6 protein-coding genes are annotated in these 23155 nt (G+C 38.4%); all 6 read left to right on the forward strand.

Going from position 1 to position 23155, the window contains the following annotated elements; translation table 11 throughout:
• Positions 1-1445 precede the first annotated feature (1445 nt).
• The 6 genes from LVD51_RS16775 to LVD51_RS16800 all read left to right on the forward strand — a co-directional run bounded on the left by LVD51_RS16775 (position 1446) and on the right by LVD51_RS16800 (position 22922).
• Positions 1446-1787 (forward strand): cupin domain-containing protein, encoded by a 342-nt coding sequence (locus LVD51_RS16775; RefSeq protein WP_236972520.1) that lies wholly within the window; start codon positions 1446-1448, stop codon positions 1785-1787.
• Between the two features lie 84 nt (positions 1788-1871).
• Positions 1872-2270 carry a group III truncated hemoglobin gene (locus LVD51_RS16780; RefSeq protein WP_236972521.1) on the forward strand — a complete coding sequence of 133 codons (399 nt, stop codon included), beginning with the start codon at positions 1872-1874 and terminating at the stop codon, positions 2268-2270.
• 397 nt (positions 2271-2667) lie between these two features.
• Positions 2668-5169 carry a cation-translocating P-type ATPase gene (locus tag LVD51_RS16785; RefSeq protein ID WP_236972522.1) on the forward strand — a complete coding sequence of 834 codons (2502 nt, stop codon included), beginning with the start codon at positions 2668-2670 and terminating at the stop codon, positions 5167-5169.
• Between the two features lie 315 nt (positions 5170-5484).
• Positions 5485-13437 carry a SpvB/TcaC N-terminal domain-containing protein gene (locus LVD51_RS16790; RefSeq protein ID WP_236972523.1) on the forward strand — a complete coding sequence of 2651 codons (7953 nt, stop codon included), beginning with the start codon at positions 5485-5487 and terminating at the stop codon, positions 13435-13437.
• A 20-nt stretch (positions 13438-13457) separates the two neighbouring features.
• Positions 13458-14078, forward strand: a complete 621-nt coding sequence (locus tag LVD51_RS16795) for a hypothetical protein (protein ID WP_236972524.1) — start codon at positions 13458-13460, stop codon at positions 14076-14078.
• 33 nt (positions 14079-14111) lie between these two features.
• The gene (locus LVD51_RS16800) at positions 14112-22922 is read left to right on the forward strand and encodes a Tc toxin subunit A-related protein (protein ID WP_236972525.1); all 8811 of its coding nucleotides are present in this window, start codon (positions 14112-14114) and stop codon (positions 22920-22922) included.
• Positions 22923-23155 lie beyond the last annotated feature (233 nt).

Raw genomic sequence — 23155 nt, forward strand, 5'->3', positions numbered from 1 at the left:
TAGTATTTCCTTCTCGTTTTTCTTCTCTTTTTTCATAGTTTGCTAAGATAAGTAGACACACTTAATTGAACAGTCTCCGCTCCACAAGTGAAATCCTTCTATTTGTTTAGGAGTTAATTTGTATTTCGAGAAGAACATTTATTAACTATTAAAAATTGCAAATAAGTATATTATACTTATTTGCAATTTTTAACTAATTGTTAAACAAAACTAAAGAATAACATTTCTCAGCAAAGCCACTATACCTCCCCCCCCTCAAAGACACCATTATACATTGTGCCATAATTGACATAAGTTTTAATTCGAATATATTAAAGACATATAGATTAATACCAAATACATTTTATAATATCGGTCACTAGCGTATTTACACTGTATTTCCTCGATATTTTACCACTGAGTTCGGCTAAATATATCTCTGTGCCGTGGCGTGATTGCAATATAAATTAACAGGGTAATTCCCCTACATTGGTGAATTATCTGACTGGTCAGACGATGTGGTTCATATATGAAAAATAAAATTCAATATTTAATAAGGAATTTCAAAACCACCCCGACAGTAAACCACCCCGTCAGTAAACTGACACCCCTCCAAAGGAGGGGAATTGTCTCAACTGCCCTATCCAGGACACAGCGATTGAGGCAATTAAAAAAAACATGTCGTCACGACCTATGTGTCGTAAAAAGGTGAAGGAAGATAAATATAACTGCCTCAACTAGAATCCTTATTAAGAAGAGTGTCCATTAAAATCCTCCAACTTACCATTCTCACAAAACATGTATTTAAACCCAAAGTTTAACAATAATAAAAGATAATTTTATCTTTTATAATATATTACCGTATATTTACTGAATCATTATAGCGAAGGGTTTCAAAATATATTGAGATGAATATTGATAGACAGGCATTTGATATAAAAAGTTGTCAGATGAGAGATAGCGAATCAATCGAACTCTCTAAAAAAGTATGCCATTGATCACTAACTCTTAAATACTATACAGTGGAATAGATTGTAAAAATAATTAATACACATTACCCTAATAAATTAATTTACAACTTATTAAATCATATTACATTAAGTATATAATCACATAAAAAAGATAATAATATACCGGTAAAGAATTGGAATAACAATCCTATTTCAAACCTAGTTTAAAAAAGTATTTCATATTTGAGATGAAAATAAGAGCAGGGTGATGATTATACACTGGTGTGTGTACAACATTATAAATATTAATATCAAAATACATTTCATTTTCGATCACAAATAGAACTAATAAGATATTTAGATCTTTATATATTTTATGTAGCAGTAATTAAAAAACAGATAAAAGGGAAATGATTACAAAGTAAAATCCAAATAGCCATGGTCTATTGATGAGTAACAACCAAACTTTCCCAAAGAGAGATTTTATAAAATACCAGAAAATTAAAATTAGATATTATGTACAAAGCATCTTTATTGGAGAATATCAGCTATCGTGAAGATAGCAAACCAAGTGTTTCTGTAATCCTAAAAACGGCAAATACCAAAGAAATGAGAATCGTCATGAAAGCGGGACAATTTATGAAGGAGCATACTGCTCCCTTCCCAATAATTGTAGAAATATTTGAGGGAGAAATAGATTTTGGAATCAAGGGAATAAGTCATAAACTTTTAAAAGGAGATATAATAGCCCTGGAAGCAAATATTCCTCATGATCTAACCTGTGTATCAGATTGCATTATTCGATTATCCCTATCCGTAGCTGATAGAATAGAACGTGTTACCAAACTTACTCATTAAGATTGACGACCTCCACTAGGTCTCATCTCATAGTTAGGAAGATGGATATACTCATAGGAAATATAGTAAAAATAGATTTGTAAGATGAAAGAGATCAAAGATCGACAAGACATTAGTTTATTAGTGAATACCTTTTATGATTCCATCAGAAAGGATGAATTATTAGGTCCAATTTTTAATCGTCACATAAGTGAAGACCAATGGCCAGCTCATTTAGAAAAACTAACAGATTTTTGGGTTACAGCACTTTTTGGACAGGCCTGTTTTAAAGGGAATCCAACATTAAAACATAGAATGGTTGATAAAAATCTTAAGTACAGTATCGCTCCTTCTCATTTTGCTCAATGGGTGACCTTATGGCATAAAACAATAGATGAATTGTTTCAAGGAGAGATAGCCAATCGAGCAAAGAACGCATCAGAAAATATGGCGGTAGCACAGTTTCATGCCATTCGTAGCTATAGAATGACCGAGCATGATTGAGAATTCTAAGAAAAAACCAAATGATTAAGCCTTTAATTTCACAAAAGCTTCATCTCGGTTTGCTACGGCATAAACTCGAAGAATAATTTTATTCGCTACAGCATTTAAAACAATAATTTCTTATTTCTCTTACGCCACTTTTCTTTGTAATATGATTTTAATTTATTTTGAAGATGTAGAGACATGACTGAATGAAGCTCTGAGAGCCATTTACCGTAAATCGGTAAATGATGAAGGAGCCGAGGCCACTGTGCTGCAACGAGACTGAATTAAAATCCAAGCCACCTATTTATAAATTATTGTATCAACTTCCACAAAACACTAACAAATACAAAATATAAGTAGTATTTTTCTGGAAATCACCAACATTGTCCTAGTTTAACCTCAATCTTATACAATGCCCCAGAACAATTACAACATACATGGATTAACCACAGATCAAGTCATAAAAGCCAGAGAAAAATTTGGGAGTAACCACCTAAACTTCAGAAAAGAAAATGGTTTCTTCAATGTCCTTATAAAATTGGCCCAAGAGCCAATGATTATACTTCTATTGGCTGCCTCACTGATATATTTAATTACTGGAAATACTGGAGATGCCATTTTTCTCGCTTCAGCCATTATTCTCGTCTCAGTAATCTCTTTGTACCAAGATTCTAGGAGCAGAAATGCTTTGCACAAACTCAAAATGCTGTCTCAACCTCATTGTAATGTTATAAGAAACGGAGAAAAAATTAAAATACCTAGTGAGGAATTAGTCGTAGGAGATAGTTTAATCGTAGAGGAAGGCAGTTCTATTACAGCTGACGGTATCATTGTCCACTCCAATGATTTTTCAGTCAATGAATCCATCCTCACAGGAGAATCACTTTCTGTATTCAAAGATAATGAAGACAACAAAATCTATAAAGGAAGTACCGTAGCCACAGGATTAGCCATAGCCACCATTACCCATATAGGGACAGATACCAAATTAGGTGAAATAGGAAAAAGCCTAGATAGTATTCAGGAAGAAAAGACTCCATTAGAAATTCAAATTACCCATTTTGTAAAACTCATGGTCATAGTTGGAGCCATCGTTTTTATTGCAGTTTGGACTATCAACTATTTTCATTCATTTGACTTATTAGATAGCTTGCTTAAAGCACTAACCCTAGCCATGAGTATATTGCCAGAAGAAATACCCATGGCTTTCACCACATTTATGGCCATCGGCGCATGGCGACTTATGAAAATGGGCATCGTTGTAAAACAAATGAAAACGGTGGAAACATTGGGTAGCGCCACCATCATCTGTACCGACAAAACCGGCACCATTACAGAAAATAAAATGAGTCTTGCGAAGTTGTTCACCTTAAATTCACTTCGAACAGTCAATCCCGAAGAAGCCAAAGAAGACGAAAAAGAATTGATCAAAATAGCCATGTGGGCCAGCGAACCAATTCCTTTTGACACTATGGAAATATCATTACACAGCGCTTACGAAAATTTAAATGAAGAAGATTTACGAAGTAATTTCAAATTAATACACGAATACCCTTTAGGTGGCAAACCACCAATGATGACACATATTTTTGAAAACAATTTAGGCCAGCGAATTATTGCGGCCAAAGGAGCACCAGAAGCATTGATTCCCATCTCCAATTTAACCTCGGAAGACAAACACGAAATAGATAATGCCATCCAGAAGTTGACAAGTCAAGGCTACAGAGTTTTAGCCGTTGGACAAGCAGAATTTAAAGGAAGCAATTTCCCCAAAACACAACAGGAATTTAAGTTTCATTTTAAAGGAATTTTAGCCTTATACGATCCGCCAAAAAAGAATATAAATCAGGTATTTGAAAACTTCTACAAAGCGGGAATACGAGTCAAAATCATTACTGGGGACAATGGAGCTACGACCCAAGCCATAGCAGAACAAGTAGGTTTTAAAGATTATGAAAATAGCATAACCGGAGAAGAATTAATGAAGTTATCGGAAAGTGAATTGGAAAAAAGTGTTATGAAAAATAGTATTTTCACAAGGATGTTTCCCGAAGCAAAATTAAGAATTATCAATGCCTTGAAAGCCAACAATGAAATAGTGGCTATGACTGGTGATGGAGTCAATGATGGACCGGCACTGAAAGCGGCTCACATAGGTATTGCCATGGGTAAAAAAGGTAGTGAAATAGCCAAACAAGCAGCATCCCTTGTCTTAATAGATGACGATTTATCAAAAATGGTTGACGCAATTGCCATGGGAAGAAAAATCTATACCAACTTAAAAAAGGCAATTCAATATATTATCTCCATACATATCCCCATAATACTAACTGTTTTTCTTCCCCTTGCTTTGGGATGGATATATCCCAATATTCTTTCCCCCGTTCACATTATATTTTTGGAATTAATCATGGGCCCTACCTGTTCCATCATATTTGAAAATGAGCCCATGGAAAAAAATACAATGATTCAAAAACCACGACCATTTTCAACTACCTTTTTTAATGGCAAAGAACTTACCACCAGTATTATACAAGGCTTGGCCATTACAGCAGGTAGTTTGGCCGCCTATCAATATTCGGTTCACATGATGTACAACGAAGACCTGACTAGAACCATGGTATTTACCGTACTCATTTCAGCCAATATCTTTCTGACTTTGACCAATCGATCATTCTATTACTCAATACTGACCACACTGAAGTACAAAAACAAATTGGTTTCACTCATTATCGCCATCACAATTATCATTATGGGATTATTGCTTTACCTTCCTCCTCTTACCAGATTTTTCACATTTGAAACCCTTAATTTATCCCAATTAGCCATATGTACCGGCATAGGTTTTGTTTCCGTCATTTGGTACGAAGGAGTAAAATATAATACTAGACAAAAACAGAATACCTTCCATTAACCTTCTGAATAAATATTATTCAAGTAATACTTGATTATCTTATAAGTCCAGTTTATATATTAATCGCAGCAAACATGATCAATACAATGCCCTTAAATATGTTAATACTTTAATACAAACAATTTCCAAGAGAAATCTCACCAAATTAGACACAACTAAAAACTACACGGCATTTTATCAATATTTATAAAATTATTTTAAAATAATTCCATAAATATTGAATTTATATCTATAATTTTGTATATTTAGTAAATCTTAAATGCTAGAAGCCCCAAGTCAATTTTCTTATTGCTATAAAGACAATGAGTATAAATTATGGGCTTCGAAAAAATTAACATCCAAAATCTTCAATTAAACCACGAGGTAAATGTCAATTCGGCCAATGGTTCTGTCACGGGAAGTGTAGAGATTCCCCTAACCAAAGGTCGCAGTGGATTTGGTCCAAATTTGGGTTTAAACTACAGTTCCTCTTCTCGAAATTCAGCTTTTGGCCTCGGTTGGTCTCTTACCGGCATTTCTTCAATTACCATTGATACTAAAAAAGGCCTACCCAGATATGATGGCTCTGACAACTATGCATTTAACGGGGTCAAATCAATACTGCCTTCATTATTCAAATCGGGTAATGAATGGAAGCACCGCACCGAAGAAAAACCAATGTATTGGATCTTTTACTACCGAGCGAAGATAGAAGATTCCTTTATTAGATTCGAAAAATGGGTTCGCAAAGACGATGGCAGTGTACATTGGAGAACGGTAACCGGTAATCATATTGTATCTATATACGGTATCAAAGAAGGAAAGATTTGTAATTCCTCAAAAAAAGAGAATATTTTCACTTGGCTACTAGAAGAACAATACGACAATCTGGGCAATGCCATACACTATACATACAAAAAAGAAAACACGGATAATGTAGATGGCCAAAAACCCTCAGAATACCAAAGAGTAAAGTCAGGGAATAAAATTGATTTCCCTCAAAAATACATCGAAAAGATAAGCTACGGCAACTCACTTCCTCTTCATCCGAATATTCCTATTCCACCAGCCAACCAATGGTTATTTGAAGTCTTATTTGATTATGGTGAATATGACAACCGCCCCTATGAATCTACATTGCCTGCCAATCAATGGGCCGTAAGACAAGACCCATTCTCCATCTATAATCCTGGATTTGAAATTAGAACATACCGCTTGTGCAGACGAATATTGACCTATCACAATATTCCCAAATTATCTATCAAGCCATCGCTCACTGGAATTTTCGAAATAGAATTCAATGAAAATCCACTGGGTACAACCATTCAAAAGTTTCACTACATCGGTGTGAGAAGAGACCTCAACAGTGGAAACTATTCAGAAAAATCACTCCCATCCCTTTCTTTTAACTACACAGAATCAAAACCAGATACATCATTTAAACCCATTGTAAAAGAAAGCAACATCAATGTACCCCATGGATTTAATAGTCCAAATACCAGATTTATAGATCTATTTGGAGAGGGATTGCCTGGCATACTTACAGAATCGACCAATAATTGGTACTACAAACACAATAAGGGCAATGGAATTTTTGAAAAACAAGAAACGGTAATTTCAAAACCATCCGAATTAAAGGGTATTTATTCCCTTGGAGATTTTGATCAAGACGGCAATCTAAATCTCTTTACGCTTCAAGGCAGAACTGCCGGTTATTACGAATACAATACGGATAGGCAAACATGGTCTGGCTTCAATGCATTTAAGTCTATTCCACAAGTCAGCAATGCAAAATTTATGGATGTCAATGCAGATGGATATGCTGACATCGTAGTTGAGACTACAGACAAACTTACCTGCTATCCATTTAAAGGCAAAGAAGGGTTTGGTCAACCATTTGAATTTGCCAAACCCCAATCCAATGGCATTCAATACCCTCCCACAATAGGGGATAATCTGCCGTTAGATTATTTTATGGCCGATATGACTGGAGACGGTCTTCAAGACCAAGTGCGGATCAAAAATGGCAGAGTAGAATTTTATCCCAACCACGGCAATGGTCAATTTGGAAGTGGAGTTCTAATGGACAATCCACCGGTTTTTGACTATAAACATTCATTTGATGCAAGTAGAATAAGACTCTTTGACCTAGATGGAAGCGGCACGACAGATATTATTTATCTAGGTCGAGGTGAAATTAAATACTGGTACAATGCATCCGGCAATGGCTTTGTCGAAGGTGGAATCATCAAGGGATTACCCTACATAGATTTATTGTGTACAGCTGTGATTCTTGACCTACTCGGAAATGGAAGTCCTTGTTTAGTATGGTCAAATTCACTGTCTTATGCAGTTGAATCACCCATCCAATATCTTGAATTAACAGGAGGAGTTAAGCCGCGATTATTAAAGACCTTGGACAATGGAATGGGCGTAACTATGGAAATAAAGTATGGTTATTCTGGCAACCATTACAATAAATCTCAACAGAAAGGCAAACCTTGGATTTCAAAAATCCCCTCTCATTTTCCAGTCGTCGATCAAAAGATCCTCGTAGACCATATTACCAATAGTAAAATGGCTACTACTTACCAATACTACGATGGACATTATGACGGTAATGAGAAAAGCTTAGTGTGTTTTGGTCGTATTGAGCAATATGATGTAGAAACCTTTGACAATGCCGCCCTTACTCATGAAAAAGACTACGTTCAACCCAGTTGTACCATAACATGGTTGCATCCTGGTATATTTGGATGGGATTCGAGAATGACAAAGCAGTTTTACAAAAAAGACAGTAACTCCCCTTTACTGCCCCCTCCTATTTTTGAAAGTGAAATTGCTCAATCTATCGAAGAATTTGAATTGGGCTTTAGGTGTTTAGCTGGCAAGATGGTCAGACAAGAACTTTACGCCGTTCAAGAAAATGGGGCATTGGAAGAAAATCCATTTTCGACAATCCAAAGATCCTATATAATTAGAAAAAATCAACCTAGTTCAACCATCCATGATGGAAGTTTCTATGCCTATCAATCCGAAGAAATAGAAATAGCCTACGACGGAAATCCCAACGATTCGAAAATAACCCACCAATTGTCCCTCCACCTCGATGATTACGGGAATACAACTAAAGGATTGACGATTGCTTATGCCAGAAATAGTAATCTGCCTGTATTGAATCCACTACAAAGTAAGGATTACATCACAATAGGATTACATAGTTTTCAATCCATCAACACTATTGATAACTATCAAACCAGCATATTATATCAATCCAAAGGTTTTGAAATAAACCACATTGCAAGAAATCCAGATGAAATTTTAAAGTGGAAAGATGTAAAAACCCATATTGATACGTGGACAAACAATGCCTTGTCATTTGACAAACCCCTAGCCGTCGGAGGAAATACAATGGCCAAACTTATAGAATGGAAGAGGACTTATTACTGGAATAAGACCCAAAACGATGTATTGCCTCTCGGACAATTCGCCACAATCCCATTGATACACCACGAAGAAAACGCCTGTTTCAACGACAGTTTTATCAATCAGATATACAACAACAGAGTTAGCCCCAACATGTTATCCTCAATCAATGAAGGCAATTACAACTTACTAGACGGATACTGGTGGCAACGGACTGAAGTAAGTCATTTCAATGGACATGATAAATATTATTCCCTAGACAAAATAGAAAAACATCAAGGTATTTTTACCATCTACAGTTATGATGATTATTTCCTCAGTGTTGTTGAAATCACCGATGCCATAGGCAATAAAAATAGCGGTTTGATGGATTACAATATTGTTGAGCCCTATCGTCTCGTCGATGCCAACGACAATGTATCCGAGGTAATGTACGATGCTTTAGGCATTCCTGTAATTACTACTCATCACGGTACCGTATTACATAATGGAGGAATAGAACCATACGGCTACTCCCCCATTGACATGTACAATATTCGCAATGACGAAAGTTTCGACAACATCATTGCCAACCCCGAATTGTATATACAAAATGCAGCAGCTTTTCATTTTTATGATTTTAATAGCATTCCATTGCGCAGCATCAGTCTTACGAGAGAAAATCTGTTACACGACGGAAAAGGCAATCAAGCCAACACAGCTGTCATACAAATAGACTTGGAATACCAAGACGGGTTGGGCCGAATCATTCAACACAAACGCAAAGTAGAACCAGGACCTGCCATTCAAAAAAATCAAGATGGAAGCGTAAATACCGATGCTGGAGGTGAAATCATTTTAGTCCACCACAATATTCGCTGGTTGGCAAGTGGTCATGTAGTGTACAACAACAAAGAGCTTCCGGTAAGGCAGTTTGAACCCTTCTTTTCGGGGAATCACTTATTTGAAGACGATACCGAATTGGAAAACTATGGAGTCTCCATCCAACAATACTACGATGCAGTTGGCAGAATGTACCGAAGCGATTTTCCCGATTCTACTTTTTTAGAGATAGTTTCATCCCCATGGGAAATCAAATATTACGACCAAAATGATACAGTAGACCGATCCCTGTACAAGGTTTTCAGGGAAATACTGCCCGCAGATTCACCAGAAAAATTGGCATTGGACAAGAGTTTGGCCCATAAGGAAACGCCTACCATCACAGAATTTGATCCATTGGGCAGAGAAATCACTAAAATAGAAACCAACAACAATGCCACCATCAGAAAAATAGAAACTCAATATGATGTCAGAAACAACCCCGTTAAAATCACCGACCCTCGTGGGCTGATAGCATTTCAATACAAAAGAGACATGATGGGGAGACTGCTTTATGAAGACTCCATGGACTCAGGTGAAAAATGGAGCTTCCCCAACCATGACGGTGAAATCATCCATCTCTGGGACAGCCGCAATATTCATCAGCGAATACAGTACGATGGCCTCAACCGTGTCACAGATATTCATGTAGAGGGTGGCTTGGGATTAAATCAAATAACCGAAAAATTTGTCTATGGTGAAGATGTCGTTATCGCTCAAGCTAAAGAGAAAAACCTAAGGGGCCGCCTAGTCATCCATTATGACCAAACAGGGATACAAGAAGTAAAATTAGCTGCTCCGGGAAATTCACCATTACTCATCCATCGAAAATTCCTAGATCAATATATCAATGAACCAGACTGGTCCATTCCTGGCAATGTAGGTTTATCGGCTGACATCTATTCATCCCTCTACGAATATGACGGATTAGGAAGAACCATAGTGCGTGGATTGCCAGATCAAACCACTTGTCAATATGTATTTAATCGAGGGGGCGGACTCCAAAAAATCCTAGTTTCCACTGCCGACAACGTCTTGACCAATGTAGAAATATTGAAAGATTCCAGCATGGATGCCAAAGGCATGAAACAAGAGATATTACTCGGTAATGACGTAAAAATTGATTACACCTACGATTCAGAAACTTTTCGAATGAAGAGACTGAGATCGAGAAAAACGACTGGAACAGTAAGGACTTATCAAGATATTCATTACACCTATGACCCCATGGGCAATTTAATTCATTTATTGGACGAAGCCCAGCAGCCCAATGCGGCGAATCCACATGTAATAGAAGGACTCAATGTTTCTGCCCATTCGGAGTTTGAGTACGATGCATTGTACCAAATTAAATCCGCAAAGGGAAGAGTGCATCAAGCTCTATTGCAGAACGATTATGCTGACCGAAGTCGAGAAATTGGCCTACCTGCCAACTGGGGGAAAGGGAGTAGACACATCACCTTAAATAATGGAGGAGCCATAGAGCGCTACACCAGAACTTATGAATACGATGAATCAGGCAATATAAAAACCATAAAACACAGTGGAGCCTCACAGAATTGGACAAATCATTTATGGACTTCGGCTACGTCAAACCGATCATTGCCTTTACTGAATATGAATGGCGTAGTCATAGCCAATCCCGAAAGTCGGTTTGACGCCAATGGCAATTGTATTTTCATGCCCCATCTGCGCAAAATGGAATGGAATTACCGCAACAATATATCAAAAGTCGTCGTCATTGACCGCTCCGCTCAAGGCAAACCCAACGATGAAGAGTATTATGTATATGGAGGAGATGGTAAGCGATTGAGAAAAATCACCCAGCGATTGGTAGATATAGCTAATGACACCATTGAATTGACAGAGAAAGTTTATTTCGATGGTTGTGAAACAAAAACCATTAAACGAGGAGGTATTGAAATCCTAAAACGATATACTTCTACAGTAGGTGATGGCGACCATACAATTGCTCTAATCCATAGCTGGGAAAAAGACAACACAGCCCTGGAAACCGACGATATATCGAAGAAAAAAATACATTACTTTTTAACCAATCACCTGGGGTCTACCGCATTGGAATTGGATGATATGGGAAATGTGATTACATATGAGGAATATTTTCCATATGGTGGCACTTCTTTTATTGCAGGTAGGAATAAGAGAGAAATTGATTTAAAGGAATATCGCTACTCCGGCAAAGAACGAGATGACTTTACTGGACTATATTATTTCCAATATAGATACTATGCCCATTGGATTGGTGGTTGGATTAGCCCTGATCCTCTCGGTCCAGAAGACTCTTTAAATTTATTTCTATACGTGCACAACAACCCGATCAATGTTGTGGATATAAATGGGCTGCAGAGCAACGATCCCAATGATTTAATTCGCGAAGCCTTCACTAGATATAATTTAGCTGTTGTGGGGGTAATTCACCACGAAGGTGGAGGGATGACAGAACTATTTGCAGGAACCGTTCTTGAAGCTAGGCTATCAAGCGTTGTTCAAACCAATGTAAGCTTAAGTATTCAACGAAGTGAAACAGGGGAAATCACAGCGGTTAATTTTCAGACCAATGAATTTGAACGCAATGACTTGGAAACCGTATATAATAGAGAATATGGCAGCTTCGAAATTCGTCCAAGAACGACCCCAATTTTTACCGTTATTCCAGAAAGTCCTCCAGAAAACAGACCCAGTCCTAGAAGAAGATCTACTCCACGTACACCTACTCCTCCGACTCCGAGCACGGTAGAGCCAAGTACAGACCAAGTAGCTCCGGAGGCGGAAAGAGAAGAAACCCCACCCCCTGCGGCACCTGAACCTGAACCAGAACCGGAACCTCCCACACCAGAAGTTCAAGGTGTGAACGAAACAGCACCTACCAAAGAGATTGGAGCGGCAAGGACTATGGTACAAGAAACGGCCAGACCAACTGCTGGATCAGTCAGTCAAACCGCTAGACAGAGAGCTGGGATTCCAAGACAATTTACTCCAGGCGAACCTCTAAGAGGTCCGTACAACCTTTGGTCCAATGAACCCGGAGGCGGGTTAGCAGATGCAGCGAGAAGGCCGGGATACATCATGGAAGATACTGTATTGGAAGATATAGCAGAAGCCACGGCGAGAAGACTGGGTTATACACCTGGAACCGATCCAATTACCGGCCCCTATGATGCCAGATACAATCCAAACTTGAATTGGAGAAGTCCTAATTTTAATCAGTCCCACTTCGATGATATATGGCATCCCACCTCCGATTCACTGGCCATTCGCGCCGGCACATCGATGACACCAGTAACCTCCAACGGATTAGAACCCTGGAGAAATCCACCACATACCAATCCCCAAGGGACTGTTCAACTATCGAGGGAAATCCCTAGGATCAACTTAGCCGGTGGACTTATGGGGCAATTTGCTAAAGTCTCCGGCATACTTACCATTGTAGTGTCTAGCGATATTGAAAATCCCTATGTAAGAACCATTGGAATAGCATCGGGGGCTACAGAATTTGTTGGAGGGTCGGCCTATATGCTCGGAGCAGCGGACTTGGCTGGAGGATATTTCGGTGTAAATGGGGCATCGCGCTTAATGACTTTCGGTAGTGGAGCCGTTCGCGTGGGCGGTGGTGTAGGAATGATAGTGTTGTCGGGATATTCCGGGGTAGTACATTATCAACAAGGAGAATACGGGGTCTTGGTTGGGGATGGTGCAGGTGTTGGCCTCGGCACGATGATATTGACCAATACGGCAACGGGTCCAGCTGTCGCCCTTACTGGAACAGCATTGGTAGCCAACTATGCTGGTGACTATGTAGAAAGTAGAGTGACTCCGAAATACGGAAGGACAGCTGGTGTAGTCTCGGGAACTGCTACTGGATTGGGTATCGGAGCGGCAGTTGGTGGTGGATTGGTAGCTTTTGGCCTGGTATCCAATCCCGTGGGCTGGGGAATCTTAGCCGTGGGTGGAGTTGCTGGTTTAATAGGTGCTCTTTGGTAAAAGTAAATGGAATAAAAAATATGACACCATCATTTTCAACCATATTATCCACCGTTCAAGACCTTGAATCTATATTCAATCGTGTGCGGTATAAGTTGCTCAACAATCCAACGGAAGCATCAGCTAAACTCGGAGAGGTGTTGGGAGAATTAGGCCATATTCTAGAGTTCTTGGAAAAAGAATCTGTGAAATATTTATCCATTTATTTCATGGATGACAAAAGCAATTTCATCGAATGCAGATCTGCTTTGCTTTCACTGGAAAGTGGTTTTGTAACCATAATGGGATATGAAGCGAGGGGGCATTGCCATAAGATCGGCAATATCTATGACAAATACTTAGATCGGTGGTTTAGCAAAGTACTCGATGCCGACGAAGCACAAGAAGTAAGATGGATATTTGAAAGGATAAATTCTGCAGATGACGATATGATTGAAGGCATCAAAGAAATCACCCACTGGCTTAAAGATGAGTCAGAAGTCATACTGACTTTGGTTGATGATCACAAACTCACAGAAGCCAATGAAAAAATAAAAACAGCTCGAAAGGACATACAACAGACCCGAAGAAACATAGTAGAAGCACTGGCAGAAATGAAATTACTTCAGGCCAGTTTCATCGTATCGGCGCAAACCATATAAAGCCCCATACTAAAACTTTAAAATGAATAAATCATGAATAAGCAAGAACTTCTCCAACTCGAAAAACTGTCCAACCTTAAACCTGTCGACATTGAAAAGCAGAATACTGCTTTGTTTAGAAAGTTAAATGACACTGCCAGTCTTAAACTCAAAACCAAGATAGAGGAAAAGCTGAAAGATGCCCATCCAGAAATCATAGCCGGATTAAAAAGAGTTGATTTTTCAGCCACAAACCTAGGTAAACTAGATGTAAAATCTGTTTTGTCAAAAAATCTATTAAGCGGCAGATTAACCGCTGAAAAAAAGAAAGAATTGGAATCAGTGGTATCTAAAATTCCCGACCTGGGCAACATTGACAATGTATTGTTACCCGATGTTCCGGTTTTTATCAACCCACTATTCCACAAAGACATTCAAAAAGCAAAACTGCATCGATTAAATATAACTGCCGGCATTTCGGATGCCAAACTCGATAAGGTATACAGTAAAAATATTAACCTTAACAACCTAGAAGAAGAGAAGTTAGATAGTCTGGTTCAAGATAAGACCATTACCAAAAAAGAGGCCGAAAAATTGGCTTTGGCTTCCAGCCTCCACAATATTTTGGATGGCAGTTTTGAATTGTCAGAAGAAGTTCATAAAAATATAAAATTATCCAGTTTATCCGATCTGGCAAAGATCACTAAAGCAGAATGGAAAAAATGGATTGAAAGCTCAAAAACCGTATTGGCCGATGGAATAAGCTCAGATGATTATGCTGACTTTTTAAATAAAAAGATAGAAACACTTTTTCCAGAAATTTCTTTGACATACCATTCATCTCTGATAAAAACTCCTGAAGTTCAGGAAAGTATCAAAACTATTAAACCATTAATCGACAAGAATAATAATCTCTTTGGACTAGATTCCTTCGATCAATTGGACACTACTGGATTATCAATTTCAGAGGTTAAAAAAGTGAAAATAGAATACGAGAAATTACATCGTATGGTAAAAACCAATCCAGGTCTGCAAATCGATGAGATACTCAACGATAAAAACATTAAAATTGATGACAAAGCCAAGGTCATCAAAGATAGAACCGATCTAATCGACAAATTTATCAAGCAAAATGAAAACATTAATTTTCTTTCATTGGAATACAAGCACGATAGTGATGATTTAAGACTGCTGAATTTAAATGGATTTACAGCAACAGAAAAAACCATGGTCCTCAACTATATCAAGGCACAGCAGCGGGTCTATTCCTTTACTCAAGATGTGGAAGACAGCCAGAAAATCATGGAAGCCGGCTATCATTCTTCCTACCATGTCACTTCGGTTACTTTAAATGAATTTATTACATCGACTAAACTCGACAAAACCAAGGCCACCTTATATTTTGAAAATGCCCACATGGCCATCATTCGTACAACTGGCATGATGGGGTCAATATTGGACATTCTCACTGGCAGTTTCGACTGGACTAGGGTTGGAAACACAGGTCCCACAATAGAAGATTACTTAAGAGAGATTCCTGGTTATCAGGACTTGTTTGGGCAATTGGCTTTTTGTGATTGCCAGCATTGTCAATCCATTTATTCTCCAGCTGCCTACTTTGTTGATCTTATGCAATTCGTAGAACGATATGTCATAGACAAGCATTTTACCGGTGTTAAATCCAATCACGTACTTAATCTCAAAACTCGAAGACCTGACCTTTGGACTTTGGAATTGACCTGTGAGAACACGACCACATTAATCCCTTACTTAACCGTTATCAATGAAATTCTCGAATCCTACATTGCTCAAAAGAAAGGTTATGCAGGGGATTTAAACGACAGAGCCTCAGTAGAAAACTTTGTCTACAAACAAGAAATTGCATTGGAGAAACCGGGACCATGGAAGAACAATCTACATTCTTTTCAACAACCCTTCCATTTACCATTGGTTTCTGTACAAACTTATTTGGGGCATTTTGAAAAATCAAGAGAAGATATTGCCAATCTTCTAAAACAAAATCAACTCAACATTTCTAGGGCAAAATTTAATCTTTCCGATAAAGATTTTCATCTCATCACTACCACCGATATCAGTCCCGCCTTTATACAGAGGGTATATGGTTTAAATTTTACCGTAGTGGGTGGAAAGATTAAACCCTTTAATGCACAAAATTTGTTGAAGTCAACAGGGTCTGATAGGAAGGAATTAGGCCTTTTATTGAAGACCCTGTTTATAACCAATAATGGCAGCGACAACATTGTCATTCAAAGTGAGAAAAAAAGCCCAGAAAGCATACAAAACGACATAGAGAGAATAAAAAATCTCACTTATAGTAGTCTTGATAGACTGCATCGATTTGTTCGATTAAGAAGTGTAACGAATCTAACCATTGGGGAATTGGACTTGCTTATTGGTATGGTCAGGAATATAGGAATAGCCAACGATATCAATCCCGATGCAGTAGAGACCTTAGGCCAGTGGATTAGACTAAAAGAAAAATTAAATATCGGTGTTGAAGAACTGGCAAGTATTGTGCATTTACTCCCTGAGATATCCATAAAAGAAGATATTAGACCATTCATGGATCGATTGTTTAACCATGAAGATGTTATTGTCACTGAAGGACTGTATCCCAAAGCAGCTGTTAGACTTATTCATCCCGCGCTAGCTATCGATCAATCAACGGTTAATGCAGAATTCTCGGCATCGAGGTTATCCTCGGCATTCAACCGATCTGACGATGAAATACTGACATTGATTAATCAATTGGCACAGCCTTTGGGCATAGTTTCCCTAAATTCAGTCACCGAAAGTGAAAGAGGATTTTTACTTACTAAAGAAAATCTATCTCTATTATTCCGACACCATGCCATTGCCGAGTCGGTCAATTTACCATTGACAGATTTTTTCCGATTTATTTTACTTTCTCCTGAATTCCCCAACGGTTACCTAGAAAATTTTAATCAAATAACTAAATTTTTGGAGCTTCATACATGGTGGAAAACCTCGACTTATTCACTAGACGATTTACACTTAATACTCAAGACAGGCAACGTAGTAGACAGCTCCAGATATATATCGTCAGATGAGGTATCCAAAGAAATAATTCAGACGATATCTGAGGGTAATCAGATGCTGTTTGCAGATACCGTTTTTTCATTTTTAGATGATATTACGGAAGACCAATCCAAAGAGATAATTAGTCAAAACATTAATGTCATAGAACTCTCCCCAGACGGGACAAATTATTGGTTGAAAAAGGAATTCAATCCCAATAGCGCGATAAATCTTCCTGTGGGAATTAGCCTTGCAGAAATCGACCTAAGAAAGGTATTAATATCTTATCACAGTCAACATTTAATTCCTTTTCACTTGTCGGGAAAATTAAATTTGACGGAGAATGCCATTGTCAAACTAGCCGAAGCCATAAGTTACGATTTAAACAATGATGCATTGACACTGGAACTCCAAAACAATACCGATCCATCGGTGGCATTGAAGAGTTTAATCGACGAATTAGTTCCGATTAGTATTTTATTAAAGGACAAAAAATACAATGACGAGGCTATTGTATACATAGCGGATAATCTACCATCTCTGGGCATAGGCGATATTAAATCATTAAATCTTCAGAATATTCGCAGCCTCCATTCTTACTCTTCATTTATAAAGACAACAGACGATGGCAGTAATAATGTAGCAGACTTATCCACCGTCATCAACGGATATTCTGCAGTCAATCAATATCAAAATGTCGATCAAAAATTATTGGCTCAACAACTGGAGATCGAAGAAAATACTTTACTCGGAATCCACCCTTTGGCAGTCGGTTTTACCCATGCCATCCCAGCATTGAATTTTTATCGAAATATTTCAACGGTATGCCAATACATAGGTATTGGAGGCAGCACATTAACTAAAATAATTTCAACTGATTACGACATATTGACTGAGGCCAATTTGGAAATTTTAGCGGCTTTCCGCAGCAAATATAAAGATGAGGAAGAAAGGAAAGAGAAATTGGAGAAATATCAAGATAGTTTATTGGGCAAAAAAAGAGCATCCCTTACCAACTATCTCATACATTCTGGATTCCCACAATTTGAAAACACCAATGACCTCTATCACTATTTTCTTATAGATACGGAAATGGAAGGCTGTTCGAGAACTTCTCGACTGGTAGCAGCCACCATGAGTTTGCAATTGTACATCCACCGCATTTTACTGAATTTGGAACAAGATGGACAAGAGCCCGGTACTGTGGGAAGAATCTACGTTCAACCCGATGATATTCCAAGTGATGAATGGGTGTGGCGGAAAAATTATAGGGTCTGGGAGGCCAATAGAAAAGTCTTCCTTTACCCGGAAAATTATATAGAACCCGATCTCAGAGATAATAAAACCCCATTATTCAAAGAATTGGAGTCTGAATTGTTACAAAAAGAAATCAATGCTGATAATGTATTGGATGCTTATGCCAAGTACATGAGAGGGTTTGACGAAGTAGCGCATCTAAAGATTGCAGGTTCCTTTCATGAAAAAGATGAAGAATCCGCTACCGATGTCCTTCATTTGTTTGGTGTAACTGCAGATGAGCCCCCGATGTACTATTACAGAACAGTAGAAAATTTATATTATTCAGAAAAAAGAGACGACAGAGGATTAGTTTGGGAGCCCTGGCAGAAAATCAATGTTCAAATTCCGGTGAGAAAGGTAGCCCCCATTACCTACAACGGACGACTACATGTTTTTTGGACTCGAATCACCAGCCTTGCCAATACAGTATTTGACAACAATCGGTCAATTTTTACCGGCTATAGCCATAAGGTATCTATAGAATTTACGACCCTAAAATTGGATGGGACTTGGACTCCGCCACAAAAATTAAATTTAAAAGAATGTTATCCTTATGAAGGCAACGGCGTTATACAAGATCCATTGGCAGATCGCTACGAAATAGATGATTTTACGGGATCCTTACACGATGCACTTAGATCATTTCCATTCTTCGATTTTTCAAGTGTCAATGATGCAATTCGAGAAATGAAAAAACCCAGATATGCCCTGTCTACCCATTATGAGCCAGTAGACGAATATACCTTGCAAGGATTTTTATGGGATCAAGTATACCCTTATGTAGACTCCTCAGGTAGGTTGATCATTACCGGTGCGGGATACCAAATGAGAGCCGCTATTGACTTCTACAATCTAAATATCCAAAATAATGGAATACAAATCAGCAGTTTTACAAACGACCCTGTCCAAGAAACATGGCACTTCGTTAAAGATAAGGTAGCGAAGCGTATAGAAAAATCGGGAAATTCTCTTTACAGAGCATCTGCACCCAGCATACAACTGTTTGACAATTACGCTTACGGAGCTCTTATTACCAATACGTCAAAATCCAATACCCTACTTAAACGACTTTGGTCTACCAGTACATTAGACTATTCCTTTGATCATATAAGTCAGAATAAATTAGCTACTGTTGCTAGTGGAAGTTTGATTCAGACCATAAATGGAGGTTTTAGCGATGCCATCATCGATGTAAATGGTGATCTACTTCTTTTGCAAGGTGGTCCAGTTGATGGAAATGGCTTTATATTGAAGCGATTAGGTACTACCCTAAGTGAAACGCTAACCAGAACTTTGTTTACCAGCGGAGTGGATACGGCCTTAAATATTGCCACTCAAAAAGCACTCAAAGAATTAAATGCCCCCATAAATCTACCACCGGGATCTGGAGTTGAAAACAAGGTCATTACCCAGAAAATAGACTGGAAAGGTGGTTATGGAATTTACTATCGAGAAATATTTTTTCAAATCCCCTTTTTGTTGGCCAATCATCTCAATAGTCAGGGCAAGTATGCCGATGCTCAAAAGTGGTATCACTACATTTTCAACCCTGGTGCCAATGAAATCATCACCTTCCCAGCAGGTGCTACGCCAGCTCAAAAGAAAAAAATGGAATTGGATCGAAACTGGCAATACCTAGAATTCCGAGAAATCGACGCCCAAACTTTAAGGGAGCAGCTCAACGACAAAACTGCCATTGAGGCATATAAAAAAGATCCCTTTAACCCCCATGCTATAGCCCGACTTCGAATGAGTGCTTACCAGAAGTGTATCGTGATGAAATACATCGACAATTTACTCGATTGGGGAGATCAATTATTTACTCGAGACACCATGGAATCAATCAATGAAGCCTCCCTGCTCTATATGATAGCAAAGGAAATCCTCGGTGATCGACCCATCGAAATCGGAGATTGTGGAGAGGGAAAAATATCACCAAAAAACTATGCCAATATCCAACCTCTACTCGATAAAGGTTCGGAGTTTTTAGCTGAATTGGAAACCTATACCATAGTGCGTACTCCAAGTAAACCAGTCTTTAGAGGATCGAAAATTTTAAAAGCAAAATCAGAAATTATAGCGGCATCCAACAAGGCGCTATCCAGGTATTCTACTTCCAAGTCTACAGCCATGAAATCAATGACCTATGATGTTACGATGAAGGAATTCCAAGAATTGAAAGGTCTGCGCAAAGAATTACTACCTTCAGTAACGGCCAGAGCTATAGATGATAGGTTTACAGGAGCATTCTCAAAAGGAGTAAACAGAACGGTAGGCTGGAAAAAAGATTCAATTTATGTGAGAAACCGGTATAAAATTCCATCTTTTGGGATAAGCATTATTCGTCAAGTATCTCCAGTGTTTTGTGTACCGGGCAATACCGATTTGTTGGATTATTACAATCGAGTAGATGATAGAATGTATAAGATTCGCAATTGTATGAATATTCTCGGACAGAGAAGACAATTGGCTCTATTTGCACCGGTGATTGATCCTAGATTATTGGTCCGAGCTGCAGCAGCAGGGCTTTCATTAGATGATGTACTCAATGCCACGTCGGGCAATCTCCCCCCCTATCGCTTTGCTTATATTTTGGAAAGAGCCAAGGCATTTACTTCTGTAGTTCAAAGCTTTGGAGCTTCCTTGCTCAATGCTATGGAGAAAAGAGATGGCGATGAATTGTCATTAATACGAATGACCCAGCAGCAAAACCTTCTCGAAATGACTACGAGAAGCCGAGAATTGGAAATCAAGAGCGCCGAAGAGGGGATAAAAGTATTGAATGACAGAATAGAGTCTTTAGATTATCAGATTGGATACTACGAAGGTTTAATCGCGGAAAATAGAAGTGGGTGGGAAATTGCACAATCCGTTGGACGACATACTTCATCCATTATCTCTGGCGTAGCACTTCCACTTTGGAGTTTAACTGGTGTATTTGGTTTAATCCCTCAAGTTGGCTCTCCTTTTGCCATGAAATATGGAGGGGTAGAGTTAAAAGGTGGATCTGAGGGATTTGCCAAAGCCGTGGATACTGGTGCCGCAGTTAGTGAAGCTTTGGCAGCATCATCTGGTCTGGAAGCAGGATTTGATCGCAGGTCTACCGGTTGGTCACACCAGAAAAAAACTTTGGAATTCGAAAAGAAACAGACTGAGAAAAACCTAATTGCTGCTGAGATTAGAAGAGACATACTGATTGAAGGCCTCATGAGCCATCAAAAAAATGTAGAACACAACCAAGAAGTAATCGATTATTATGGTACAAAATTCTCCAACCTGGGCTTATACACTTGGTTGTCTTCCACCATGCAGAGATTATACAAGGAATCCTATAACAATGCATTGGCCATTGCCCGGTTAGCGGAACAAGCCTTTAGATATGAGCGCGACGCCAACACCTTTTTTATTACTGATTCTTATTTTGATGGGACTAGAGGTGGCTTATTGGCAGGTGAGCAATTGTTAATGGCTTTACAAAATATGGAACGCAGTTATTTGGAAACAAATTATCGTAAAAATGAAATTGACCAAGCCTTTTCATTAACACAAATTGATCCTGGGGCACTTTTAACCCTTAAACAAATTGGGACTTGTAATTTCAGTATCCCCGAAATATATTTCGATATGTTTTATCCCGGTCAATACCGACGTAAAATACAGTCGGTACGCTTGACCATACCCTGTGTTACCGGACCATTCACCAATGTAGGCGCAACCTTGTCCATGACATCTAGCCAAATCAGAATGGAAGCAAAATTGGGTAATGCCGAATTAAAAGATGTACCAAAGTCTCGAACTACGGTAATCGCTACCAGTACAGCGCAAAATGATGCCGGTGTTTTTCAACTCAACTTTAGAGATGATAGATACATGCCTTTTGAAGGAGGCGGAGCCGTTAGTTCTTGGAAACTTGACCTACCCAAATCATTTAAACAATTTGATTATCAAACCATCAACGATATCATTATACATATAAGCTATACGGCTGACTATGATGAATTGTTCCGAGACAAGGTGGAGGAGCAAAACGATGCAGTTGAAGGTACCTTGGTCAATATTCTAAAAAATAATCCAATGTCTCGCAGTATTAGTTTGAGACAGGAATTTTCAACTGATTTTCATCGATTGACTGAACTAGTAATCAATACTGATATTCTGATAAAAATCCAGAATAAACACTTTCCACTGTTTCTTAATGGAAAGCCCTTGAGTATTACCAAAGCTAGTTTGATTCTTGTTAATCCGACAGGACAAACCGTCAATGGATTTAGAATAAGCATCAATGGTGTTGAGCAAAATGGCTTTATAAAAGATGCGGCCTTTGGCAATCTTTATGCCAAAGACTTAGGCAATTTATTCAATGCTGGCATTATAAAAGATCATACGATAAGGGTAATTGCCTCAGGGGATTTGGCCGTTAATAATCCCCCACCGGGCCCCATTCCAGCGTTGGATACGGAGAAGTTATTGGATGTAGTATTGTATATAGAGTATAAATTGGCTTAAGTTGTAAAGCGGTTGGGGTAAACCTAATTAGGGCAAACACCTAGGTTTGTCCTAATGGTATGGGCAAGATTATTAATCGTTGATAGGGTTTATATTATCTGCATCCCATTTCATTGGATTAGATCTGATGTAATTCACAATGTTATTATACGATCTTTCATTGCGGATTATATGTTCCCAATAATTGCGCTGCCATAATTTTCCATCAAATGGTTGCCAACCTTTTGATTTAT

Origin of the sequence: Membranihabitans marinus, assembly GCF_021729155.1 — a bacterium.
In the GTDB taxonomy this organism is placed as follows: Bacteria; Bacteroidota; Bacteroidia; order Chitinophagales; family Saprospiraceae; genus Membranihabitans; species Membranihabitans marinus.

Bases quoted from the DNA above. Each gene is read 5' to 3' on its own strand.
- LVD51_RS16785 (WP_236972522.1), top strand. From the start codon at position 2,668: ATGCCCCAGAACAATTACAACATACATGGATTAACCACAGATCAAGTC.
- LVD51_RS16795 (WP_236972524.1), top strand. From the start codon at position 13,458: ATGACACCATCATTTTCAACCATATTATCCACCGTTCAAGACCTTGAA.
- LVD51_RS16780 (WP_236972521.1), top strand. From the start codon at position 1,872: ATGAAAGAGATCAAAGATCGACAAGACATTAGTTTATTAGTGAATACC.
- LVD51_RS16800 (WP_236972525.1), top strand. From the start codon at position 14,112: ATGAATAAGCAAGAACTTCTCCAACTCGAAAAACTGTCCAACCTTAAA.
- LVD51_RS16775 (WP_236972520.1), top strand. From the start codon at position 1,446: ATGTACAAAGCATCTTTATTGGAGAATATCAGCTATCGTGAAGATAGC.
- LVD51_RS16790 (WP_236972523.1), top strand. From the start codon at position 5,485: ATGGGCTTCGAAAAAATTAACATCCAAAATCTTCAATTAAACCACGAG.